The following is a 23162-nucleotide window of genomic DNA, read 5'->3' on the forward strand; positions in this document are numbered from 1 at the left end:
GTTCATCACTACCCACGAATTACGCGAATTGCTTCACCGCGGTCTTTTTGATTGTATACTGCTGACCCAGCTACAAGTACATTTGCTCCTGCTTCCACACAAAGCTTTGCTGTTTCAGCGTTTACACCACCATCAACTTCAATTTCTACTTCTAGATTGCGCTCTTTCACCATGTCTGCAACTTGTTTAATTTTCGGTAATACAGAATGGATAAACTTCTGTCCACCAAATCCAGGGTTTACTGTCATAAGTAATACCATATCTATATCTTCTAATACATGCTCAATTGCTGAAACTGGCGTATGTGGATTTAATACAACGCCCGCTTTAATACCATGAGATTTAATTAACTGAATTGTACGATGTAGATGCGGACACGCCTCTACGTGAACAGTAATAATATCCGCTCCCGCTTGTGCGAAAGTCGGGATATAGTTATCAGGATTTTCAATCATTAAATGTACATCTAATGGTAATGATGTAATCGGACGGATTGCTTCTACAATTAACGGTCCAATCGTAATATTTGGTACGAAATGTCCATCCATTACGTCAACGTGAATGTAATCCGCTCCACCCTTTTCTACATCTTTAATCTCTTCCCCTAATTTTGAAAAATCTGCTGATAAAATCGATGGTGCAATTTTAATCATAACTAATACCTCGGCCTTCTCTCTCTAATTTCTTCTACGAATTGTTTATAGTTCTTATAGCGATATTCTGTAATCTTCCCTTCTTCAACCGCAGCTTTCACCGCACATTTCGGTTCAGAAAGATGTGTACACCCTCTAAATTTACAGTATTGGCTCGCTTCTTTCAACTCTGGAAAACAATATGTAAGATCTTCTACTTCTATATCAATGAAATCTAGTGAACTAAACCCCGGTGTATCTGCTACTAGTCCACTCCCAATTGCAATTAATTCTACGTGTCTTGTCGTATGCTTCCCGCGTCCTAAATGGGAGGAAATATCATTTGTTTTCAGCTCTAATTCTGGACGTAGCACATTAAGCATTGAAGATTTCCCCACACCAGATTGACCCGCAACGACAGAAACACAATTTTCTAAGTATGGTTTTAATATATCAATACTTTCTGACGTATTAATAGAAGTAAATAAAACATCATAACCCATCTCACGATAATCATTCGCATAAGCTTCAACAGTTGCTTTCATCTTTTCATCTACTAAATCCATCTTGCTAATACAAATAATTGGCTTAATGTTATGATATTCAATCAGCACTAAAAATCGATCTAACAGTCCAGGATTAAAATCTGGTTCTACTGCAGAGAACACAAGGATCGCTTGATCGACATTAGCAATAGGAGGTCTAACAAGTTCATTTTTTCGATCAAACACTTCAAGCACATAACCATCAGTTGGATTATCTGCCTGAAAAACAACTTGGTCTCCTACAAGTGGTGTAATTTTATTTTTTCTAAATACACCTCGTCCACGACATTGCGTAACCCCTTCTTCATGCTGCACGTAATAAAACCCACTTAAAGCTTTTATAATTTTTCCTTCTGGCATAGAATTCTCCTTTTTTGTATAAGGTGATGCTGAATTTAAAAATGAATGGATTTAAATTTTCTAAATAACGATTTCAAAACCTACCATATATACTTTCGCTAATATACATTAAATTTCCCATTAAATGCAAAAAAATATTTACAGCTGCATCACTTTACTAGCTTTTTGAATCATATATTATTGCCTGCTATACCGTCCACTTTGTAGACAGCATAACAGGCAATAATAATAAGTAGACTTTCACTATTATTGAGTTGGATATGGTACTTCTTTATCAATAATCGTTACTCCATCTCGTACAATTTTATAGTGTCCCTTTGAACCCTCTTGAATTACAAATTCTAAAGAAATAGTCGCTGATTCAGTAATTGTTCTCGTTTCAACCGGTCTATCCATTTTTTGCTGCATGTCTTCTTTATAAATTTCTATTGTTTGCGGCTTTTTTTCACCTGTTACAGCAGGCTCATATGGGATAGAGATATTGTCCAATTTTACCGTTTTAGTCACTTTAGGCTTTTGACCATCAGAGATAATAATAGTTACTTTATCTCCCTCTTTTAATGGTGTACCTGGTTTTGGAAATTGCGAAATTACAAGTCCTTTTTCGACTGTATCTGAATACTCTCGTTTTATATCTGACGTTAGTTTTCTCTCATTCAAATAACCAGTTACACTATTTTCAGTCCACCCCGAAAAGTCACCTGGTCTAATTTGATAAGGACCTTTACTTACCCAGATTTTCAGTTCTTGCTCCGCTTCTATAACCATTTGATCAGGCGTCGGAATTTGCTCTACAATTTCACCTTTCGGCTTATCATTTTCAATATAATTTACTGTAACTTGTTTATATTTTTCTTCTAACTCAGCTTTTACACTCTCAAAGTTTTGCCCTGTGAAATTCGCCATCTTACTTTTCTTTTTCCCACCTGATTGATAGATAGTAATTTTAGCGTTTTCTTTTACGACTCTTCCTGCTACAGGGTCCGTTTTTATTACATCCCCAACTTCAACATCATCTGTATATACAATATTAGGCTCCGTCACCTCAAAGCCCTTTTCTACTAATGTATTTACAGCTGTCGTGTATTTCATACCAGCCACATCAGGAACTTTCACATCTTTCGGAATAAATAATCCTGGAATAACCGTAAGCGCTAATGTTATTCCTATTGCTAAAAATAAAAATGTTGAAATTAAAACTTTAAGCCACTTGTTACTCCGTTTTTTCTTCTTATCTAACTCAGCTGCTTCTGCTCTTATCGGTTCTTCCACCTTACTCCCTTTTAAAACAATCGTTTCATCACTTACATTTTCAAATAATTGTTCTTGTTGAATAATTGGAATCGCTTTCGTCGCTTCCATATCTTCTGGTATGTAAAACGGTTGCTCATTTATCCTCTCTGGATATAGCGCAGTTTCAATATCTCGCTTCATCGCATTGGCAGATTGATATCGATGGAACGGATCTTTTGCAGTTGCTTTTAATATAATATTTTCAACACTTTGTGGAATATTTTCATTCCATCTTTTTGGTGATGGGATTTCACTTTGTAAATGTTTTAAAGCTATAGCAACAGCAGATTCGCCAGAAAACGGTTGTCTTCCTGTTAACAATTCAAACATAACTATCCCAAGAGAATAGATATCTGATTGTTTATTTGCTATCCCGCCACGTGCCTGTTCTGGTGATAAATAATGGACTGAACCGAGCACTGAATTTGTATGTGTAATTGTTGTTGCACTTGTAGCTGTCGCAATTCCAAAATCTGTTACTTTTATTATTCCATCAGCTCGAATTAAAATATTGTGCGGCTTTATATCACGATGCACAATTTCAAAATGATGGGCGTGTGCCATAGCGGATGTTAACTGCTCCATAATATCAAGAGCTTCTCCTATAGGTAACATCCCTCGCTCAATTATGTATTGCTTCAATGTTTGCCCTGGTACATATTCCATGACAAGATAGTATATACCATCTTCTTCTCCGACATCATACATATTCACAATATTTGGATGCGACAACGTTGTAACAGACTGCGCTTCTCGATGGAAACGTTTAATAAACTCTTCGTTATTTGAGTAGTCGAGTCTTAATATTTTTACCGCTACATCTCGGCCAAGTATATCATCATGAGCTAAATATACATTGGCCATTCCGCCACCACCAATCATTTTCAGCAGCTTATAACGGTCATTTAAGCGTTTTCCAATCAGCACGTTGCACTTCACCTACTTTCGTTTGTCGAACCCGCATAATCAATAAGAACAAGTGTGATATTATCTTCTCCACCGCGATCATTTGCCAATTGAATGAGACACTGCCCTTTACCTTCAAGCTGTTCATTTAACTGTAAAATTTGTCGCATATCATCAATAGAAACTTTGTTTGATAACCCATCAGAGCAAAGAAGTAATTGATCATCTTCCTCAATCACCAACGTTTTAACATCTAACCCAACTTTTTCTTCTGTTCCTAATGCTCTTAATAACACATTCTTTTTCGGATGATACTCTGCGTCTTCCTTTGAAATTTCACCATGTTTCACAAGCTCATTTACAAGCGAATGATCTTCCGTTACTAGCGTCATTTCTCCTTCTGATACCATATAGCAACGACTATCTCCTATATGCCCTATTGTCACAAAGCTTGGTGTACAAACAGCTATTATAAGCGTTGTTCCCATACCATTACATTCTGCATTTTGCTGAGCATATTCATATATACGCTCATTAATAATCCCAACACTAGTATGTAACCATTGTTCTACTTTTTTCGGCTCATTCATATTATGTGTTTGCTTCCAATAATCATGGAATAATTGAATGGCCATCGAGCTAGCTACATCACCAGCTCGATGACCTCCCATTCCATCTGCTACTACCGCTAATACATTTCCATCTAAATTGTGAAAAACTCCTGCACTATCTTCATTATGTTGACGAACTTTTCCTTTATCCGATAGAAATACGGCTTTCATCTCGTCACCTCGTCTCTTCTTTGCGCTCCTTCGCACGCAACTGACCGCAGGCTGCATCAATATCATGACCTTGTTCACGGCGAATCGTTACATTCACTCCACGATCTTTTAACGTTTTTTCGAACAAGAAAATTTGTTCACGTGGCGTACGTACATAATCACGTTCAGGTACGTAGTTTACCGGAATCAAGTTCACATGACATTTTACACCTTTTAAGAGCGCAGCAAGCTCTTCAGCATGCTCTACTTGGTCATTTTCTCCTCCAAATAATCCATATTCAAAAGTAATACGACGCCCTGTTCTATTTACATAGTATTTAATAGCTTCCATTAAATCTGGTAATTTATAAGCACGGTTAATCGGCATTAATTTTGAACGTAATTCTGAGTTTGGAGCATGCAATGAAATCGCAAAATTAATTTGTAGATCTTCTTCAGCAAACTTATAAATTTTCGGGATAATTCCACTCGTCGAAACAGTCATATGTCTCGCACCAATATGAAGTCCTTTTTCATGGTTAATGATGCGTAAGAATCCCATTAAATTATCATAGTTATCAAATGGTTCTCCAATCCCCATAACAACAAGAGAACTTACACGTTCTTCTGTTTCATCAAGCGCACGCTGAACTTCTACTACTTGCGCTACGATTTCTCCAGCTTCTAGGTTTCGCTTTAATCCACCAAGTGTCGAAGCACAGAACGTACACCCAATACGACAACCAACTTGCGTTGTTACACAAATGGAATTTCCATATTCGTGTCGCATTAATACCGTTTCAATAGAATATCCGTCATATAATTGGAATAAGAATTTAATTGTTCCATCCGAAGACGTTTGTTTTACTAACGTTTTTAAAGTAGTAATATCAAAGGAATTCGACAATTTATCACGCAATCCTTTAGAAAGGTTTGACATATCCTCATAATTTTTTACACGTTTTTTATATAACCAATCAAAAATTTGTCCAGCACGGAACTTCGGTTCTCCTTGTTCCTTTAACCAATCTTGCATTTCATGAAGTTGTAAAGAGTAAATTGATGGTTTCTTCGTTTCTAAATTTTTCTTTTGTTTTCTTACAGTCGTTTCCATGATGCTACACCTTCTTCCTTAAACAAGCAATATAAAAGCCATCCGTCGCAAAATAATGCGGTAAAATTTGCACTTGACCTTCATCAATATACGGAGTTAATTTTTCTGGCATACGCTCTTTAAGCGTAGTATCCCATTCAAATTCAGGATGTTCTTGTAAAAATTTCTCTATTACTTGTTCATTTTCTATTTTCTCAATTGTGCACGTACTATAAACAAGACGACCGCCTTGTTTTAATAATGGTGCTATTTTTTCTAGTATTGCAATTTGAATCGTCGATAATCTTTCACTATCGCCTTTATCTTTTCCTAACTTAATATCAGGTTTACGTCTAATTACACCAAATCCAGAACACGGTGCATCTACCAATATTTTATCAAACGTTTCATTTGCAAAGTGCTCTTGCACTTTTCTAGCATCTAGCGCTTTAGTTTCGACATTTTCTAGACCAAGTCGCTCTGCTTGCTGTTTAATTAAACGTACTTTGTGTGCATGTAAATCAAGGGACATGACCTTACCAGTTCCCTTTAATCGTTCCGCGATATGCGTTGTTTTTCCGCCTGGAGCAGCACAACTATCAAGAACTGCATCTCCCGTATTCGGTTCTAAAGCGCGTGCTACAAGCATAGAACTTTCATCTTGAATAGAAAGAAATCCTTTTTTGAACGCTTCTGTATGCGCTACATTTCCTCTTTCAATCTGAATAGCATCATCTGATAAGTCACCACGTTTTGCTTCTATACCTTCACTTGCTAACAACTCAATCGCTTCTTCTACAGTTACCTTATCAACATTCACACGCGCTGTTGGTACAGGGGGTAACATGTTTACTTCGCACATTTTTTCTGCAGTTTCTAAACCGTATTCTGAAGTCCACTCTTGGACAAGCCAAACTGGATGACTTGTTGTAATTGCAAGACGTTCTACTGGATCCTTGATTTCATCTACAGAAGGTACACCTTCTCTCTGAATCGAACGTAATACACCGTTCACCATACCAGCAATTCCTTTATGCCCGCGACGCTTTGCAATCTCAACCGCTTCATGAATAGCCGCTCTTTCTGGCACTCGGTCTAAATAAATCATTTGATATAAAGATAAGCGAAGCAATACTCTTACCCACGCCTCAACCTTCTTTTTTAAAAAAGGCTGTAAATAATAATCTAATGTGTCACGACGTTGAATCGTTCCATATACAATTTCAGTTAATAAACCAATATCTTTTCTATCAATTGCACTTTTTTCAATTAGATTATTTAAAAGTAAGTTGCTATATGCACCACTTTTTTCCACTTGAATTAAACCATCAAGAGCTAATTCACGAACATTTTGTCTCATGCATTTTCTCCTAACTTCGTTCCAATTTCAGGTTTTGTTCCACGTAAAAATTGTGAACAACTCATACGCTTTTTACCAGAAGGTTGCAATTCAGTAATTTTAACACCTGTTTCATTACTCGTTGCTACAACAAAACCATCTTCTTCGATTGCAACAATTGTACCTGCTTCAGCCGGTTCAGTTATAGGCACTTTTTCCCCCCACCATACTTTAACAACTTGTCCTGCTAAAGTTGTATAAGCAACTGGCCATGGATTCAATCCGCGAATGTGATTGTATACTTCTTCACCTGTTTTTGTCCAATCAATTTTCTCTTGCTCACGTTTTATATTGTACGCAAACGTTACTTCTTCTTCGTTTTGTTTAATCGGTTCTAACTTACCTTGAATTAATAAAGGCACTGTTTTAGATAGAAGGTGTGCTCCTGCTTCACTTAATTTATCAAATAATGAGCCTGTCGTTTCACGCTCTTCAATTTCAACTTCCACTTGCGTTAAGATATCACCAGCATCCAATTTTTCTACCATATACATAATTGTAATACCTGTTTTTTCTTTACCTTCCATAATTGCATAATGAATTGGTGCACCACCACGAAGTTCAGGAAGTAAAGAAGCGTGAACATTAATACACCCATACTTTGGTGCTTCTAAAATTTCATTTGGTACAATCTGCCCAAATGCAGCTGTTACAATTAAATCTGGCTCTAATGCCAATACTTTTTCATATTCATCTTTTTCACGAATTTTTAACGGCTGTAACACAGGGATACCATGTTTTTCCGCTTCAACTTTAACAGGTGTAGGTGTTAATACTTTTTTTCTACCTACTGGACGATCAGGTTGCGTCACAACACCTACTACCTCATAGCCATCTTCAATAAGACGACGAAGCACCGGCACTGAAAAGTCCGGTGTTCCCATAAACACTACTTTTATCATTTAAAAACCGCTCCTTTTAACACCTATTCTAGTTCGTTTTCTTCATAATATCTTGTCACTTTCGATGTAAATAAAACACCGTGTAAATGATCAATTTCATGTTGAATTGCACGCGCTAAAAATCCTTCCGCTTCTAATAAGAATACTTTCCCACGGCGATTTTGCGCTCTTACTTTAATATAATCGGCACGTTCTACTTCACCATAAAGTCCCGGGAAGCTTAAACAGCCTTCGGGACCTACTTGTTCACCACGTTTTTCTAATATTGATGGATTGATTAACTCGATTTTCCCAGTATCATCATCGACATCAACAACCGCTACTTGCAAGCTTACACCTACTTGAGGCGCAGCTAAACCGACTCCGTCCGCAATTAACATTGTTTCATGCATATCTTTCAACAATTTCACTAACTTTTTATCAAAGTTAATTACTCTTTCGCATGGTGTTTCTAACACTTCATTTGGATGCTTTATTATTTCTAAAACTGCCATATTTCCCTCCGCTACATTAACATTGTTGGATTAAAATCAATTGAGATTTGTAGCTCTTTTTGCATTTCTGCTTGATAATGTTCATTTACCATTTTGAGCACGTTCTTTAAGTTTGGTTCCCGTTTGTATTTTATCATGCATTGATAACGATATCTATCTTTTATCCTTGGAATCGCTGAAGCAACTGGTCCTAGCACCATTGTTTGCTGTGAGCAATGCGTTCGTAAATACGAGGCAATTTTTTCCGTCACTTGTACCGCTTTTAATAATTCTGGATGAGATACAGTTACGAGTACAACATAGTAATATGGGGGATATTGTCTTGTTCGTCTCATTTGCATTTCTTGGTCAAAAAACACATCATATTGTTGGTTCTTCGCTAACTCTATACTGTAATGTTCTGGCGTATACGTTTGAATCACAACTTCCCCTGGCAATTCATGTCTACCCGCTCGTCCACTTACTTGCGTCAATAACTGATATGTCTTTTCACTCGCCCGAAAATCAGGTAAGTGAAGCATCGTATCTGCAGTTAAAACCCCAACGAGCGTTACTTTCGGAAAATCTAATCCTTTAGCAATCATTTGTGTTCCAAGTAATATATCTGCTTTTTCTTCCCCAAACGCCTTTAATAATTTTTCATGCATTCCTTTTCGACTTGTCGTATCTACATCCATTCGAATGACTCGCGCCTCTGGAAATAGTTTTGTAATTTCTTCTTCTACCTTTTGTGTACCTGTACCAAAGAAACGAATGTATGTACTTTGACAAGCTGGACACTCAGTTGGCATATTCTCTTCGTAACTACAATAATGACATTTTAAACGATGATTCATTTTATGATATGTCAATGAAATATCACAATGCGGACATTGGACAACATACCCACAATCACGGCACATAACAAATGTAGAATGACCTCTTCTATTTAAAAAGAGTACCATTTGTTCTTTCTTTTCTAATCGATCTGCTATTTTTTCATGCAGCGCCTTAGAAAACATTGATCGATTCCCGTCACGAAGTTCTTCTCGCATGTCAACAATCTCTACCGTTGGTAAAGCTTGTTCATTCATACGTTTTTCCATTATTAATAGTTCATAAACACCTTTTTTCGCCCTTGCAAACGATTCAAGTGTTGGTGTCGCACTACCAAGAACGATAGGACATTTATGATATTGTCCTCTCCAGACAGCTACATCTCTTGCATGATACCTCGGATTATCTTCTTGTTTGTAACTTGATTCATGCTCTTCGTCAATAATAATAATCCCTAAATTCTCAAAAGGCGCAAAAACAGCTGAACGCGCACCAACTACAACTTTCACTTCTTTTCTTAAAATCTTACGCCACTCGTCATACTTTTCTCCAACAGACAACGCACTATGAAGAACTGCAACTTGCGAGCCAAACCTACCTTTAAAACGATCCACCATTTGGGGCGTTAGTGCAATTTCAGGAACAAGAACGATAGCTTCTTTTCCTTTCTTGAGCACTGCTGCTATAGATTGTAAATATACTTCTGTCTTTCCACTTCCTGTAACACCATATAGCAAAAATGGATTATAAGTTTCATTTGTAATTGATGATAAAATCGGTGTAATAACTTGTTTTTGTTCCTCCGTAAGTGGAAATGGTTTTGTTTGTTCAAAATCATCATCGTCATACGGATTTCGGTATACTTCCACATACTTTTCTGAAATGAATCCCTTTTTAACAAGTGCTTTTATTGGAGCATCTGTTATTTGTAACTCTTCTGTAATTACTTTCAACGGTGTACTTTTATAATTTTCCACAAAATAATAAAGTACATCTTGTTGTTTTTTACTTTTCAGTTCAAATGCCGCTAATTCCAATTTATCTTCTGGCAACTCCGGCTGAACCACTCTTTGCTTCTTCTTTTGTACTTTATCTTTCACTTGATAAACGACTTCAACCGTACCATTTTTAATTTCTTGTTGAATAGTTCGGTATAAATGTGGCTGTTGCTCGATTACTTCAAAATCAATTGCTTCTTTATCCTGAAATAAATATAGTATTTCAGGTGCTATTTCTTCCTGTTTACAAAGTTGTAGACGTTTTTTATACGTTGCTTTTATCGCAGTTGGAAGCATCACTTGAAAAGCTGAAATCATGTAGCATAACGTTTCACTTGTAAGCCAATATCCAAGCTTTAATAATTCATCATTTAAAACCGGTGTTACATCTAATATTTCATGGATTGTCTTTAACTTCTTACTTTCTACATCCACCGAATCTTTAATCCCAATAATAAAACCTTGCAATTTTCTTGGCCCAAACGGAACTACTACACGCATTCCTGTCTGTACAATATCTTCCCATTTTTTAGGAATAATATAATCAAATGGTCGATCTGTCTGACGGACAGGTACATCAACAATTACACTTGCAAATTTCATAAACGATCATCTTCTAACATCATTTCAATTTGCTTCAATATTTCACGAGCTACCTCTTTTTTCATTAAAAGTGGCAACTCAATAACTTTTCCATCTTTTCTATACATTGTTACAATATTCGTATCCGTGCCAAATCCAGCTCCTTGCGCTTTTACATCATTCGCGACAATCATATCTGCATTTTTCTCACGTAGTTTTTTCGTTGCATATTCCTCTACATTTGTCGTTTCAGCAGCAAAACCGATAAGTAACTGTTTATCCTTTTTCCGCCCTAATGTTTTTAAAATATCCACCGTTCTTTCAAGTTCAATGACAGCATCACCATTTTGCTTTTTCATTTTATTCTCATGCACATATTTCGGACGATAATCTGCAACTGCTGCTGTTTTAATGACAACGTCTACGTTTTGATAATGTTGAAGAACTGCTTCTAACATATCTTGTGCAGATTCCACTTGCACTGTCGTTACATGTAACGGTGGATTTAATGCTGTCGGTCCTGAAACGAGTATAACATCAGCGCCTAAATTCGCTGCCACTTCCGCAATCGCATACCCCATTTTCCCAGAAGAAAAATTCGTCATAACACGAACTGGATCAACCTTTTCACGTGTTGGGCCAGCAGTTATTAATATTCTTTTTCCCTGCAATGGTTTGTGTTCTGAGAAAGCTTCCTCTAACCGTGCAATAATTGCTTCAGGTTCTTCTAGTCGTCCCTTCGCTACATATCCACATGCTAAAAAGCCTTCCCCAGGCTCAATAAATGTATATCCTAGCGTTTTCAATGTCATCATATTTTTTTGAACTATTTTATTTTCATACATATGCACATTCATAGCAGGCGCAATCCATACCGGAGCTGTAGTAGCTAACAAAGTAGTTGTAATCATATCATCTGCAATACCACCAGCTAACTTTCCAATACAATTGGCAGTAGCAGGTGCGACAAGTACAACATCCGCCCAATCTGCTAAATCAATATGAGCAATAACAGCTGAGTCTTTCTCATCGAATGTATCCGTATATACATCATGGCGAGAAAGCGCTTGGAATGTAAGAGGCGTAACAAACTTCATTGCCGACTCACTCATCATTACTTTGACAATCGCGCCAGATTGTGTCAATTTACTCGTTAACGCAGCTGCTTTAAAAACCGCAATGCCTCCTGTTACACATAAAAGTATCTTTTTCCCTTTTAGCATATGACTCGTCCTCTTTCTTTTTCAAACTTATAATACTGAAATAGAATTCTCAGCTCGTCAGTACCGATATTTCATTCCTTTCGTAAAAAAATAACAACCTACTTGTAAATAGGTTGTTACCGTTACATAGAAAATTATAAAGTCTATGTTTTATTTTGTCGAAGGCAAAGGCTTATTCAGCTACTTTATCTTCACTTGGTACGTAGCTTAATGCTTCTGCATCGATTTCTTCTAATGCTTTACCTACACATTTATGAGAAACAGGTTTTTCTACAACACAGTTATTAGCAAGTTGCATTTCACGTGCGCGTTTTGCAGCCACTGTTACTAAAGTGTACTTAGAATCGATTTTTTGTAGTAATGAGTCAATTGATGGATTTAACATAATTATAGACCCTCCGTCATTTCTTTATAATATTTTGCTACCCTTTCGCGGCGGCAATGTTCGCCAACCACAATTGCTTTAATTCTATCACAAGCTAATTCAACTTGATCGTTTTCTACTACATAGTCGTAAGCGTCCATCATCTCGATTTCTTCTTTCGCTACAGTTAAACGATTTTCAATAACATCTTCAGTCTCTGTACCACGTCCGACAATACGGCTCTTTAGTTCAGATAAACTTGGAGGTGCTAAGAAAATAAATACACCTTCTGGGAAAGCTTTCTTAACTTGAATTGCTCCTTGCACTTCAATTTCTAAGAATACATCTTTTCCTTCTTGTAATGTTTTTTCAACATAGTCAATCGGTGTTCCGTAATAATTACCTACGAACTCAGCCCACTCAAGTAATTTTTCATTACGAATCATTTCCTCGAATTCTTCTCTTTCTTTAAAGAAATAATCCACACCATCTACTTCACCTTCACGCGGCTTACGTGTCGTTACTGAAATAGAGTACTGAAAACGTGTATCCTCATGGCTAAACAGCTCTTTACGAACCGTCCCTTTTCCAACCCCAGAAGGCCCTGAAAGAACGATGAGCAATCCTCTTCTACTTCTCATAAATATGTAAAACCTACCCTTCCTCACTTAAATCTTCTTTATTATTCAAACGATGTGCAATCGTCTCTGGTTGAATTGGACTTAATACAACATGCCCATCATCCATAACAATAACCGCCCTTGTTTTTCTCCCATACGTAGCATCAAGCAAAGCATTATGTTCGCGTGCTTCTTGTACTGTTCGTTTAATAGGAGCTGACTCCGGACTTACAATAGCAATAATTCGATGAGCAGATACAATATTTCCGTATCCAATATTTAAAAACCGCATGGCCATAGTTTGCGCCTCCTAGTAAGTCTATCCGATTTCTCCACCACGTATAACTTTATATATTTTTTGAAAGCTACTCAATATTTTGTACTTGTTCACGAATTTTTTCAAGGTTATTTTTCATTTCTACAACATATTTTGAAATTGTTAAGTCATTTGCCTTAGAACCAATCGTATTAATTTCTCTATGCATCTCTTGCACGATGAAATCCATTTTCCTTCCAACAGGCTCTTCAATCTGCAATGTTTCACGAAATTGCTCTAAATGACTTTGCAAACGAACTAACTCTTCATGAATATCACAACGCTCTGCAAAGATTGCGACTTCTGTTAGCAATCTTTGTTCATCTAGATCTTGATTATGTAATTCTTTTAAGCGATTTTCTAATCGTTCACGATATTTTTGTGTAACAATTGGTGCATGTGGAATAATCGCATTTACACAATTGCTAATCTCTTGTAAACGATACGCTATATCTTTATGTAATCGTTCTCCTTCGCCATCTCTCATCGTTTTCAACATATGAGCAGCTTGACGAACAGCCTCATATAAACTGTTCTCAAAATGTTCATTTACATTTTCTATTTCTTCAATTGCTGTTACTTCTGGCATTGCCATTAATTGCTGAAGTGTAATAGAATCTTGTAATTGAAATTTACCTTTTATATCTTCCATCATCGATTGGTACTGCTCAAGAAGTGACCAATTCACACTTAATTTTCTTTCAACAAGTCCTTCACCTGCTATACTAATAGACACTTCGATGCGCCCACGTCGAACTTGCTGTGCAATTATTTTACGAATTTTGTCCTCAAATACCATCATTTGCTTAGGAAGTCGAATACTCATCTCTAAAAAACGGTGGTTCACCGATTTCATTTCTACTGTAATTTGAAAAGTATCACTTTCTACTTTCGATCTTCCAAACCCTGTCATACTAGAAATCATTTTTATCACATCCAAGCCATAAAATAACTCAATGAAAAAGGTAATAGAGACAAGGCTCTACTACCTTCTGTAAATTATATCACATTTTCATAACATTGACTATTTCAAGTTTAATCCCTTCTTATATAACATCGGCTTTTTCTTCTTAGCCTTTTTCCCTGTTAATAAAGAACCTACTAGTAAGAAAGTCGGAATTGATGACAAACCTCCAATTAATAACCAATCTCTTGCTTGTATCGGCATTGTGCTAAAGATCGGTTGTAACAGTGGATAATATATAACCACTAGCATAAGTAGTAACGAAATAATAACCGCCCCTACTAAATACACGTTCCCAAATGGATTACGGTGAAAGACAGAATGCTCACTACGACAATCAAATACATGAATAAGCTGTGCAAGTACCAACGTCGCGAACGCTACAGTTTGTGCATATTTCAGTTCATTTGGATGTTGGTTATACGCAATAATAAACGCCACTAACGTCACTGCTCCAATTAAAAACCCTCGACTTATTATTTTCCACGCAAGCCCTCTAGCGAATACCCCTTCTTTCGGGTGACGCGGTGTTCTCTTCATCACATCTCCTTCAGCCTTATCCAAACCTAATGCCATCGCTGGTAAACCATCAGTAACTAAGTTCACCCATAAAATTTGAATAGGAACCATCGGCAGTGGTAATGCAAGTAACATCGCAAATAACATAACTAAAATTTCTCCAACATTTGACGCCAATAAGTAGCGAATGAACTTACGTATGTTCTCGTATATATTTCTTCCTTCTTTAATCGCTGACTTAATTGTAGCAAAATTATCATCTAGTAAAACAAGTGAAGAGGCTTCTTTTGCAACATCTGTCCCTGTAATCCCCATCGCTATCCCAATATCCGCTGTTTTTATAGCTGGAGCATCGTTCACTCCATCACCTGTCATCGCTACTATATGTCCTTGATTTTGCAATGCTTTAACAATTTTCAATTTATGCTCAGGTGATACACGAGCGAATACATACGTATCTTCTACAACATTTTCTAATTCCTCCACATCCATATTCGCGAGTTCTACTCCTTCAACAACGCGTCCATCTGGTGGTAAAACTCCTAATTGTTCAGCAATCGCCATTGCTGTCACTTTATGATCACCTGTAATCATTACTGTTCGAATACCAGCTTCTTTACACTCTTTTACCGCCTGCGCGACTTCTGGCCTTGGCGGGTCAATCATACCTTGTATCCCAACCAACATAAAATCTTTTTCAACGTCTCTTTCATGTTCAATAGAATCCGTGACTTTTAAAGGTTTAAACGCAACTGCAATTGTTCGAAGCGCTTGACTACCTAAGCTATGAATAGCCGCCTGTACTTCTTTTCTATATAGCTCACTTAACGGCTGCTGCTTATCCCCCCATAAGATTGTTTGACTCATTTGCAAAAGAACATCCGGTGCTCCTTTCGTAACAATAAACTTTTTCCCCTCTCGATCTCGTACAATAACACTCATCATTTTTCGAGTTGAATCAAATGGAAATTCACGAATAATTTCAAATTTCCCTTTCAATGCCTCACGTGTTATCCCAGCTTTCATTGCTGCAGCTACAAGCGCTCCCTCTGTTGGATCCCCATCTAATACGTACGCCTTTTTCTTTTGAATAATATTTGCATTGTTACATAGTGAACCAAATGTAAGTAGCTGATAAAGTGATTTTGTCTTAGCTGGATTCACTTCTTTTTCACCTTTCATAAAAGAGCCATTAGGTTCATATCCTTGCCCTGTCACTTTCCACAATTCTCCGCCTGACCACATATGTGTTACCATCATTTTGTTTTGTGTCATTGTTCCCGTTTTATCAGAGCATATAACAGAAGCGCAGCCTAACGTTTCTACGGCCGGTAACTTCCTTACAATTGCTCTCTTTTTTATCATACGCTGTACACCAAGTGATAAAGCTACTGTAACAATTGCTGGCAATCCTTCTGGAATAGCCGCAACAGCTAGCGATACGCCAGCTAAAAACATATGATATACTTCATTCCCTTGATACACACCAGCCAATACAACGAGCGCTGTCAAAATAAGAGCTACAATAATTAATATTTTTCCGAGCTGTTCTAACCTTCTTTGCAGTGGCGTTTCCATTTGCTCTGCATTTTGCAACATATTTGCAATTTGCCCCATCGCTGTATTCATACCAGTTGCTACAACGACTCCTGTACCAGATCCTCGCGTAATCATTGTCCCCATAAAAGCCATATTTTTTTGATCCCCAATTGCAACATCTTGCCCTTGCAGTGCTTCTACCTTCTTTTGTACAGGTACGGACTCCCCTGTCAAAGCAGACTCTTCAATATATAAACTTGATGCCTCAACAAGACGCACATCAGCCCCAATACGATCACCACTGGAAAACTTAATAATATCACCTAAAACAAGTGCTTTAGATGGTGCTTTTACCCACTTTCCATTCCGCATTACAGTAACTTGCGGGGCAGCTAGTTCCTTTAAAGCTTCCAATGATTTTTCAGCTTTTCTTTCTTGAAAAAAGCCGAGAATACCATTGATAATAACAATGGCAACAATAGCAATAGAATCAATGTATTCACCTAAAAACGCAGAAACAATTGTTGCTCCAAACAAAACGAGTACCATGAAATCTTTAAACTGTGCTAAAAATACCATTAGTGCAGAAGGCCTTTTTGCTTCTTCTAATTCATTAGTACCAAATTTCTTTACTCGCCCTTCTGCTTCTTTCTCTGTAAGTCCAACCTTTACATTCGTATTCGTTCTTTCTTCCACTTCATGTGCTCGCATTCCATACCAGTTCATCCTGCTATCGACCTCCTGATTCCAGACATACTCTATTGAAAGCTTATTCAGCCTCGTCCAAAAAAATGCTATAATTAACATTTAGTTAGAAAGGAGTGTTCATTTATGGCATTCGATGGATTATTTACAAGAGCGATTACACATGAAATTGAAAATTCTCTTTACACAGGAAGAATTTCCAAAATATATCAACCTTCAAAATACGAGATTTTATTACATATTCGAGCGAATGGAAAGAACCAAAAACTAATTCTTTCATCTCATCCTACATATGCGCGTATGCACTTAACGAATCAAAACTACGATTCGCCAGCAATACCGCCGATGTTCTGTATGCTTCTTCGCAAACATTTAGAAGGTGGATTTATTGAAAAAATTGAACAAATCGACTTAGAACGCATTATTCAAATTACAGTTCGCAGTCGTAATGAAATCGGAGACGAATCATTAAAAACATTAGTAATTGAAATAATGGGACGACATAGTAACATTATCTTATTAGATACGAAAACAAACGTGATTTTAGATAGCTTAAAACACGTTTCATTAGCCGTAAACCGTCACCGAACTGTATATGCTGGTGCTGAGTACGTCGCGCCACCAGCCCAACATAAAATCAATCCTCTGCAAATTGAAACCGCAGATGATTTTATTAGACCGCTAGACTTTCTATCTGGAAATATGGATAAACAACTCGTTGGTGCTTTCATGGGAATATCCCCATTATTTGCAAAAGAAGTAGTAAAGAAAGCCGGTATGGTAAACGAGAAAGCATTATCAGAAGCATTTTTCTCTATACAAACACCATTACTATCTCATGCATATACACCTACAATGATTACTGCAAATGGAAAAGAATTCTTTTATCTTTTCCCTCTTACACACTTGCAAGGAGAAGAAAAAACATTCTCATCAGTGAGCGAATTGTTAGATCGTTTCTTCTTTGGCAAAGCAGAACGTGATCGTGTAAAACAACAAGCTCATGATTTAGAACGCTTTATGCAAAACGAAAAAAATAAAAACGAGAAAAAACTCATTAAACTCGAAAAAACACTGCAAGATGCTGGAAAAGCAGATAAATATCAACTATTTGGAGAGCTACTTACAGCCAATATGTACGCTTTAAAAAAGGGCGATAAAGATATTGAGGTCGTTAATTATTACGATGAGGATGGTGGAACTGTAAAAATCACATTAGATCCTTTAAAAACACCATCTGAAAATGCACAACGCTATTTCCAAAAGTATCAAAAAGCAAAAAATTCGGTTGCTGTTGTAGAAGAACAAATCGAAAAAACAAATGAAGAAATTCTTTATTTTGATAGCTTACTTCAACAAATGGAAGCTGCTTCTTCAAAAGATATTGAAGAAATTCGTGAGGAATTAGCTGAAGAAGGTTATGTGCGCAATCGCAAAACGAAAAACGCAAAGAAAAAGCCTACTAAACCAGTATTAGATAAATATGTAGCAAGTGATGGCACAGAGATTTTCGTTGGTAAAAACAATAAACAAAATGATTATTTAACAACGAAGTTTGCCCGCCGTGATGAAATTTGGTTACATACGAAAGACATACCTGGCTCTCACGTTGTCATTCGTTCTTTAGAGCCTGCTGAAGAAACTTTACTAGAAGCTGCCAAAATTGCTGCCTATTACAGTAAAGCGAAAGAGTCTAGCTCTGTACCTGTTGATTTCACCAAAATACGCCATGTCAAAAAACCGAGTGGTGCAAAACTTGGTTTTGTTACGTACGACAATCAGCAAACCGTATATGTAACACCAGATGCTGATATTGTAATGAAATTAAAAGCATAAATAAAAAAATGCGTTGCTTGTATGCAGCGCATTTTTTATATGTTTTCAATTTCGTTGCTATATCCATTCAATATTGTCAAAAAAATTGACAGTATCATTTCACATTTGTATAAAATTTTTTACAGCATGTAAATAAAGTACAAGTGTAACTCCAATCATTTTTCCCCATCCCCCTGCTATTCATTGAAGCAATCTAGATTTTATGAACAAACCGTCTCCCACAAATTACGGGCTATTTTTTTATCTCCCCTAAAATATATGTTGTCCCTACTATCCTTTCTTCAAATATACATTTTGGCACGCTATTTGCTTTATTCAATACTATGAATAGGAGGAATTAACATGACTTTAAAAATTAATAAAATCCAAAATCAACTACAAAACTATGAAATTGAGGGGTTACTTATTACAAAAAAAGAAAACCGCCAATATGCAACAGGCTTTACAGGTAGTGCTGGCGTCGTCTTACTCTCTGCCGATCAAGCTGTTTTCATCACTGATTTCCGCTATGTAGATCAAGCGAAATCACAAATAAAAGATGCTGAAATTATTATGCATAAAGGAAATTTAGAAAAAGAAATTGCACATCAAGTATCGAAATTAAACATTCAAAAACTTGGAATTGAAGAAAACAACATGACATTGCAACAATATAAAAACTTGCAAAAATACGTACAGGCGGAAATGATTCAAGTGTGCGAAATTATCGAAAATATTCGTATCATTAAAGACACGCCTGAAATAGAAACAATGAAAATTGCAGCTAATATCGCGGACGAAGCATTTCATCACATTCTTACGTTTCTAAAACCAGGAATAAGTGAAAATGCTGTACGAGATGAATTAGAATTTTTCATGCGAAAAAAAGGTGCTACATCTTCATCATTTCAAATTATTGTAGCTTCTGGTGTTCGTTCTTCTCTTCCACATGGAGTTGCATCAAATAAAATAATTGAACGAGGCGACATCGTTACATTAGACTTTGGTGCACTTTACGACGGATATTGTTCCGATATAACACGTACCGTAGCAATAGGGGAACCATCGGAAGAATTCAAAAAAATATACAATGTTGTACGAGAAGCGTTAAAACGTGGGACTGAAGCGATTAAGCCTGGAGAAACTGCGAAAAGTATCGATGATGTAACAAGAAACTACATTACAGATTGTGGATATGGTCAATATTTTGGTCATTCTACTGGTCATGGTCTTGGCTTAGAAATACATGAACCTCTTCGCTTATCCCAAGAAAGTAAAGCTACATTAAAAGAAGGTATGGTTGTTACAGTTGAACCGGGCATTTACATACCGAACTGGGGCGGTTGTAGAATTGAAGATGATATCGTCATTACAAAAGACGGATATGAAGTTATTACAAAATCAAATAGAGAACTAATTGTAATCCCTTGTTAAAATCATGGCCTTTTTAAAAGGAGTTTTTTTCTACACATAGAATTCCTTCTCTGGAGTGTTCATTTAAAGAGGGGGAATTTAAATTGAATTTTGTAATTGATAAAATAGATGGTTTACAAGTTGAGTTTTCAAAACTTGTTTCCATGATGAATTACGCTCGTTATACAACAATGCAAGCAGTGGAAAGTTTAACAATTGAAGAACTTGATTATTTATATGATAAAGAAGCCAATTCAATTGGCATGCTGTTATATCACATGGCTGCTATTGAATTTTACTACCAAATCCATACCTTTGAGGATCGTGAACCGACGGAAGCTGAATTAGAACATTGGTTGCCAGCTATTGAGTTAGGGAATCTTGGACGAGAAAAAATAAAAGGAAACTCTTTAGAATTTTACATTAATACATTACAAGAAGTACGCTCTAAAACAATTGAAACATTTCAATCTTTACCTGATGAATGGCTATTTAAAACGACAGACTTTTGGTATGACAAACCAGCTAACAACTACTTTAAATGGTTTCACGTATTTGAAGATGAAATCAATCATCGCGGACAAATTCGCTTAATTAGGAAGATGCAAAAAGCTCATGCAGTAAAATAAGAAAGTGCCACCAGATAAGGTGGCACTTTCTTTTATTCATTTTTTAGGATTAACTGTATTGTAACATCCATTTATCGTTCTCATCATTACAGTACATGAAATTTTACTTTTTTCTTTTTCCTATACTCACATACTTTCCCTACTTTCATACAATAAACTACACGATTGCCTAAGGATGTGAATGTTATGGGAGTTGAATTAACGCTATTACACGCTCTCTATGTTATTTGTTTACTCACTATTATTACCTTTTTTATTCTCCGGAAAGATACTACAATTATTTGTATCGTTTTTATCTTTTTATTAGCATTAACTGCTACAAGTTCTATCCCTCTTGCCGTTAGCGGCATTTTTCAAAGTTTTATTTACGCCATTACTGAGCTATTACCAACTATATTAATCATTTCTATTATTGTATCCATGAGCAATTTACTCGTTCATACCGGTATAAATGATACAATGATTTCACCATTTACAAAGATGATCCGTACCCCTACCCTCGCCTACTGGATTATTGGCCTTTTGATGATGACAATTTCTTTCTTCTTTTGGCCTTCTCCCGCTGTCGCCTTAATGGGAGCTATTTTATTACCGGTTGCTGTACGCGTCGGTCTCCCCCCAATTGGAGTAGCAATTGCTATGAACTTATTCGGGCATGGGATTGCTTTATCCGGCGACTTCGTTATACAAGGCGCACCAAAATTAACCGCAGACGCTGCTGGTCTCCCTGTTTCCAGCGTCGTATCTGCAAGTGTTCCACTCGTTATCGTTATGGGCGTTGTGACAACTTCCGTCGCTTTTTTCTTCTTACGAAAAGAGTTTCATACAGGCTTAGCTATACAAGAATCTATTCTATCAACTGAGTCTTCTAAAACGCTCACTTCATTATCTCCTCGCACAAAGAAATGGCTCGCTATTTGTATCCCTATCGCATATATCATTGATATCCTTTGCATGATTCAATTTAAACTACAAGGAAGCGACGCAACTGCACTTATCGGCGGAACGACTGTTATTATGATTATCATCATTTCTCTCATCGCCTACAAAGGTAATGGACTAAATAAAACAACCGATTATTTCATAGAAGGGCTCCAATTTGGCTTTAAAATTTTCGGACCAGTTATTCCTATCGCTGCACTCTTTTATTTAGGAGATAGCGGCTTTGTGAAAATTATCGGAGACTATTTACCGAAAGGTTCACACGGAATCATTAACGACTTAGGCATCGCTTTATCTCAAACTGTTCCTTTAAATCAATATGTATCGGCAGGGACATTAACCATCGTGGGTGTCATTACCGGCTTAGATGGATCAGGTTTTTCAGGTATATCACTTGCTGGTTCCATTGCCAATCTTTTTGGAACAGCACTTGGCCATGGAACAGCTACATTAACAGCACTCGGGCAAATTGCAGCTATATGGACCGGGGGCGGGACGTTAATTCCTTGGGCACTTATTCCTGCTGCTGCGATTTGTAAAGTCGATCCATTTGAACTTGCACGCCGAAACTTTTTACCGGTTGTTATCGGTTTAATTGTCACCACGATCGTTGCGATGTTTATCCTATAACGTAAGCAAGTGTTCTCTTGCTTACGTTTTTTGCTTGTAAAATTCATCATGAATTATCAGTTTTCAAGAGGGATTCGTTATTACTCAGCGAAATTATATTAGGAGAGTAATTTGTCCATTATTTATCTTTATCGTATCTGTTATTGGAACACGCAAAACGAAAACGTATTACGTAATGCCGATTGTAACGTTTGCTAGTTTTTTAATAATAAGTGTTATCGCCTTTACTCCAAAATTTTTCTTTTGGGTCGGCATGTATAGCATTTTCTCATTTATTGTTTCTTATGTGACTCTATTGTTTGTAAAAGGATATAAGCTTGCAGAAAGCACTAAGTAGTTAAGGAGATTGTAATATGATTTTCTTTGATATTGATGGAACTTTACTTGATTATGAGGCTGCTGAAAGAAATGGTATTATAGATTTTTTTCAAATATATATTTACTTCTAGTGAACTTGGTATATCGAAACCAGATCCTGAAATTTTTCACAGAACCGTATTACAATCGAACCTTGAAATGAAAGATTGCTATTATATTGGCGATCGATTAGAGACTGATGCGATTAGTAGTACAGCAGCTGGGATGCAAGGGATATGGTTGAATCGGGATAACTCACAACTCAAGTACGATATTCCTACTATCTGTTCGTTACATGAAATTATAACAATGATATAAAAAAACGACCGCGTTCCCCCGCGGTCG

At 36.7% G+C, this 23162-nt stretch carries 20 protein-coding genes and 1 pseudogene; 6 read left to right on the forward strand and 15 right to left on the reverse strand.

Annotated elements, in window-relative coordinates:
* Positions 1 to 8 precede the first annotated feature (8 nt).
* The 15 genes from rpe to AC3WVZ_RS17910 all read right to left on the reverse strand — a co-directional run bounded on the left by rpe (position 9) and on the right by AC3WVZ_RS17910 (position 17052).
* The gene (rpe, locus tag AC3WVZ_RS17840) at positions 9 to 653 is read right to left on the reverse strand and encodes a ribulose-phosphate 3-epimerase (RefSeq protein ID WP_065212077.1); all 645 of its coding nucleotides are present in this window, start codon (positions 651 to 653) and stop codon (positions 9 to 11) included.
* A gap of 2 nt (positions 654 to 655) precedes the next feature.
* Complete coding sequence (rsgA, locus tag AC3WVZ_RS17845; protein ID WP_233935224.1) at positions 656 to 1537, reverse strand: ribosome small subunit-dependent GTPase A; 882 nt, start codon at positions 1535 to 1537, stop codon at positions 656 to 658.
* Positions 1538 to 1783: 246 nt separating this feature from the next.
* Positions 1784 to 3757, reverse strand: coding sequence for a Stk1 family PASTA domain-containing Ser/Thr kinase (gene pknB / locus AC3WVZ_RS17850; protein WP_000904747.1), 1974 nt, complete (start codon positions 3755 to 3757; stop codon positions 1784 to 1786).
* An 8-nt stretch (positions 3758 to 3765) separates the two neighbouring features.
* Entirely contained in the window at positions 3766 to 4518 is a 753-nt protein-coding gene (locus tag AC3WVZ_RS17855) for a Stp1/IreP family PP2C-type Ser/Thr phosphatase (protein WP_000648703.1), read from the reverse strand.
* Positions 4519 to 4522: 4 nt separating this feature from the next.
* Entirely contained in the window at positions 4523 to 5611 is a 1089-nt protein-coding gene (rlmN, locus tag AC3WVZ_RS17860) for a dual-specificity RNA methyltransferase RlmN (protein WP_000450540.1), read from the reverse strand.
* Between the two features lie 4 nt (positions 5612 to 5615).
* The gene (rsmB, locus tag AC3WVZ_RS17865; RefSeq protein WP_001249666.1) at positions 5616 to 6950 is read right to left on the reverse strand and encodes a 16S rRNA (cytosine(967)-C(5))-methyltransferase RsmB; all 1335 of its coding nucleotides are present in this window, start codon (positions 6948 to 6950) and stop codon (positions 5616 to 5618) included.
* Complete coding sequence (gene fmt / locus AC3WVZ_RS17870) at positions 6947 to 7891, reverse strand: methionyl-tRNA formyltransferase (protein ID WP_000598804.1); 945 nt, start codon at positions 7889 to 7891, stop codon at positions 6947 to 6949. The genes rsmB and fmt overlap by 4 nt, the downstream gene beginning before the upstream one ends.
* A 23-nt stretch (positions 7892 to 7914) precedes the next feature.
* Complete coding sequence (def, locus tag AC3WVZ_RS17875; protein ID WP_000279455.1) at positions 7915 to 8385, reverse strand: peptide deformylase; 471 nt, start codon at positions 8383 to 8385, stop codon at positions 7915 to 7917.
* An 11-nt stretch (positions 8386 to 8396) separates the two neighbouring features.
* The gene (priA, locus tag AC3WVZ_RS17880; RefSeq protein WP_233935225.1) at positions 8397 to 10802 is read right to left on the reverse strand and encodes a primosomal protein N'; all 2406 of its coding nucleotides are present in this window, start codon (positions 10800 to 10802) and stop codon (positions 8397 to 8399) included.
* Positions 10799 to 12004 carry a bifunctional phosphopantothenoylcysteine decarboxylase/phosphopantothenate--cysteine ligase CoaBC gene (gene coaBC / locus AC3WVZ_RS17885; RefSeq protein WP_233935227.1) on the reverse strand — a complete coding sequence of 402 codons (1206 nt, stop codon included), beginning with the start codon at positions 12002 to 12004 and terminating at the stop codon, positions 10799 to 10801. The genes priA and coaBC overlap by 4 nt, the downstream gene beginning before the upstream one ends.
* Positions 12005 to 12176: 172 nt before the next feature.
* A complete protein-coding gene (gene rpoZ / locus AC3WVZ_RS17890) occupies positions 12177 to 12389 on the reverse strand; it encodes a DNA-directed RNA polymerase subunit omega (protein ID WP_000933960.1) in 213 nt (70 codons plus the stop codon).
* Positions 12390 to 12391: 2 nt separating this feature from the next.
* Positions 12392 to 13009, reverse strand: a complete 618-nt coding sequence (gene gmk / locus AC3WVZ_RS17895) for a guanylate kinase (protein WP_001257741.1) — start codon at positions 13007 to 13009, stop codon at positions 12392 to 12394.
* 13 nt (positions 13010 to 13022) lie between these two features.
* Complete coding sequence (remA, locus tag AC3WVZ_RS17900) at positions 13023 to 13286, reverse strand: extracellular matrix/biofilm regulator RemA (RefSeq protein ID WP_001251456.1); 264 nt, start codon at positions 13284 to 13286, stop codon at positions 13023 to 13025.
* Positions 13287 to 13353: 67 nt separating this feature from the next.
* Positions 13354 to 14229 carry a YicC/YloC family endoribonuclease gene (locus tag AC3WVZ_RS17905; RefSeq protein ID WP_000625869.1) on the reverse strand — a complete coding sequence of 292 codons (876 nt, stop codon included), beginning with the start codon at positions 14227 to 14229 and terminating at the stop codon, positions 13354 to 13356.
* Between the two features lie 99 nt (positions 14230 to 14328).
* A complete protein-coding gene (locus tag AC3WVZ_RS17910; RefSeq protein WP_233935229.1) occupies positions 14329 to 17052 on the reverse strand; it encodes a calcium-translocating P-type ATPase, SERCA-type in 2724 nt (907 codons plus the stop codon).
* A 105-nt stretch (positions 17053 to 17157) separates the two neighbouring features.
* Between AC3WVZ_RS17910 and AC3WVZ_RS17915 the strand changes: the two genes are divergently transcribed.
* The 6 genes and pseudogenes from AC3WVZ_RS17915 to AC3WVZ_RS17940 form a co-directional block, all read left to right on the forward strand.
* Positions 17158 to 18867: an Rqc2 family fibronectin-binding protein gene (locus AC3WVZ_RS17915; protein ID WP_000863284.1), complete on the forward strand. Its 1710-nt coding sequence runs from the start codon at positions 17158 to 17160 to the stop codon at positions 18865 to 18867.
* 342 nt (positions 18868 to 19209) lie between these two features.
* On the forward strand, positions 19210 to 20280 hold the full coding sequence (locus tag AC3WVZ_RS17920) for a M24 family metallopeptidase (protein WP_000172817.1): 1071 nt from the start codon (positions 19210 to 19212) through the stop codon (positions 20278 to 20280).
* An 83-nt stretch (positions 20281 to 20363) separates the two neighbouring features.
* Complete coding sequence (locus AC3WVZ_RS17925) at positions 20364 to 20888, forward strand: DinB family protein (RefSeq protein WP_001012048.1); 525 nt, start codon at positions 20364 to 20366, stop codon at positions 20886 to 20888.
* 186 nt (positions 20889 to 21074) lie between these two features.
* Positions 21075 to 22460 carry a hypothetical protein gene (locus AC3WVZ_RS17930; protein WP_065382112.1) on the forward strand — a complete coding sequence of 462 codons (1386 nt, stop codon included), beginning with the start codon at positions 21075 to 21077 and terminating at the stop codon, positions 22458 to 22460.
* Between the two features lie 97 nt (positions 22461 to 22557).
* Positions 22558 to 22797, forward strand: a complete 240-nt coding sequence (locus AC3WVZ_RS17935; protein ID WP_233936587.1) for a YbeF family protein — start codon at positions 22558 to 22560, stop codon at positions 22795 to 22797.
* An 86-nt stretch (positions 22798 to 22883) separates the two neighbouring features.
* Positions 22884 to 23135, forward strand: a pseudogene (locus AC3WVZ_RS17940) (HAD family hydrolase); the annotation flags it as partial.
* Between the last annotated feature and the right edge of the window lie 27 nt (positions 23136 to 23162).

It is taken from the genome of Bacillus sp. CPT56D-587-MTF (genome assembly GCF_058792335.1).

What these genes read in the sequence shown, in the direction of transcription:
- AC3WVZ_RS17920 (WP_000172817.1), top strand. Translation starts at nt 19,210, where the DNA reads ATGACTTTAAAAATTAATAAAATCCAAAATCAACTACAAAACTATGAA.
- fmt (WP_000598804.1), bottom strand. Translation starts at nt 7,891, where the DNA reads ATGATAAAAGTAGTGTTTATGGGAACACCGGACTTTTCAGTGCCGGTG.
- rpe (WP_065212077.1), bottom strand. Translation starts at nt 653, where the DNA reads ATGATTAAAATTGCACCATCGATTTTATCAGCAGATTTTTCAAAATTA.
- rlmN (WP_000450540.1), bottom strand. Translation starts at nt 5,611, where the DNA reads ATGGAAACGACTGTAAGAAAACAAAAGAAAAATTTAGAAACGAAGAAA.
- AC3WVZ_RS17915 (WP_000863284.1), top strand. Translation starts at nt 17,158, where the DNA reads ATGGCATTCGATGGATTATTTACAAGAGCGATTACACATGAAATTGAA.
- rpoZ (WP_000933960.1), bottom strand. Translation starts at nt 12,389, where the DNA reads ATGTTAAATCCATCAATTGACTCATTACTACAAAAAATCGATTCTAAG.
- AC3WVZ_RS17855 (WP_000648703.1), bottom strand. Translation starts at nt 4,518, where the DNA reads ATGAAAGCCGTATTTCTATCGGATAAAGGAAAAGTTCGTCAACATAAT.
- remA (WP_001251456.1), bottom strand. Translation starts at nt 13,286, where the DNA reads ATGGCCATGCGGTTTTTAAATATTGGATACGGAAATATTGTATCTGCT.
- AC3WVZ_RS17905 (WP_000625869.1), bottom strand. Translation starts at nt 14,229, where the DNA reads ATGATTTCTAGTATGACAGGGTTTGGAAGATCGAAAGTAGAAAGTGAT.
- def (WP_000279455.1), bottom strand. Translation starts at nt 8,385, where the DNA reads ATGGCAGTTTTAGAAATAATAAAGCATCCAAATGAAGTGTTAGAAACA.
- rsgA (WP_233935224.1), bottom strand. Translation starts at nt 1,537, where the DNA reads ATGCCAGAAGGAAAAATTATAAAAGCTTTAAGTGGGTTTTATTACGTG.
- gmk (WP_001257741.1), bottom strand. Translation starts at nt 13,009, where the DNA reads ATGAGAAGTAGAAGAGGATTGCTCATCGTTCTTTCAGGGCCTTCTGGG.
- AC3WVZ_RS17930 (WP_065382112.1), top strand. Translation starts at nt 21,075, where the DNA reads ATGGGAGTTGAATTAACGCTATTACACGCTCTCTATGTTATTTGTTTA.
- rsmB (WP_001249666.1), bottom strand. Translation starts at nt 6,950, where the DNA reads ATGAGACAAAATGTTCGTGAATTAGCTCTTGATGGTTTAATTCAAGTG.
- coaBC (WP_233935227.1), bottom strand. Translation starts at nt 12,004, where the DNA reads ATGCTAAAAGGGAAAAAGATACTTTTATGTGTAACAGGAGGCATTGCG.
- AC3WVZ_RS17910 (WP_233935229.1), bottom strand. Translation starts at nt 17,052, where the DNA reads ATGAACTGGTATGGAATGCGAGCACATGAAGTGGAAGAAAGAACGAAT.
- priA (WP_233935225.1), bottom strand. Translation starts at nt 10,802, where the DNA reads ATGAAATTTGCAAGTGTAATTGTTGATGTACCTGTCCGTCAGACAGAT.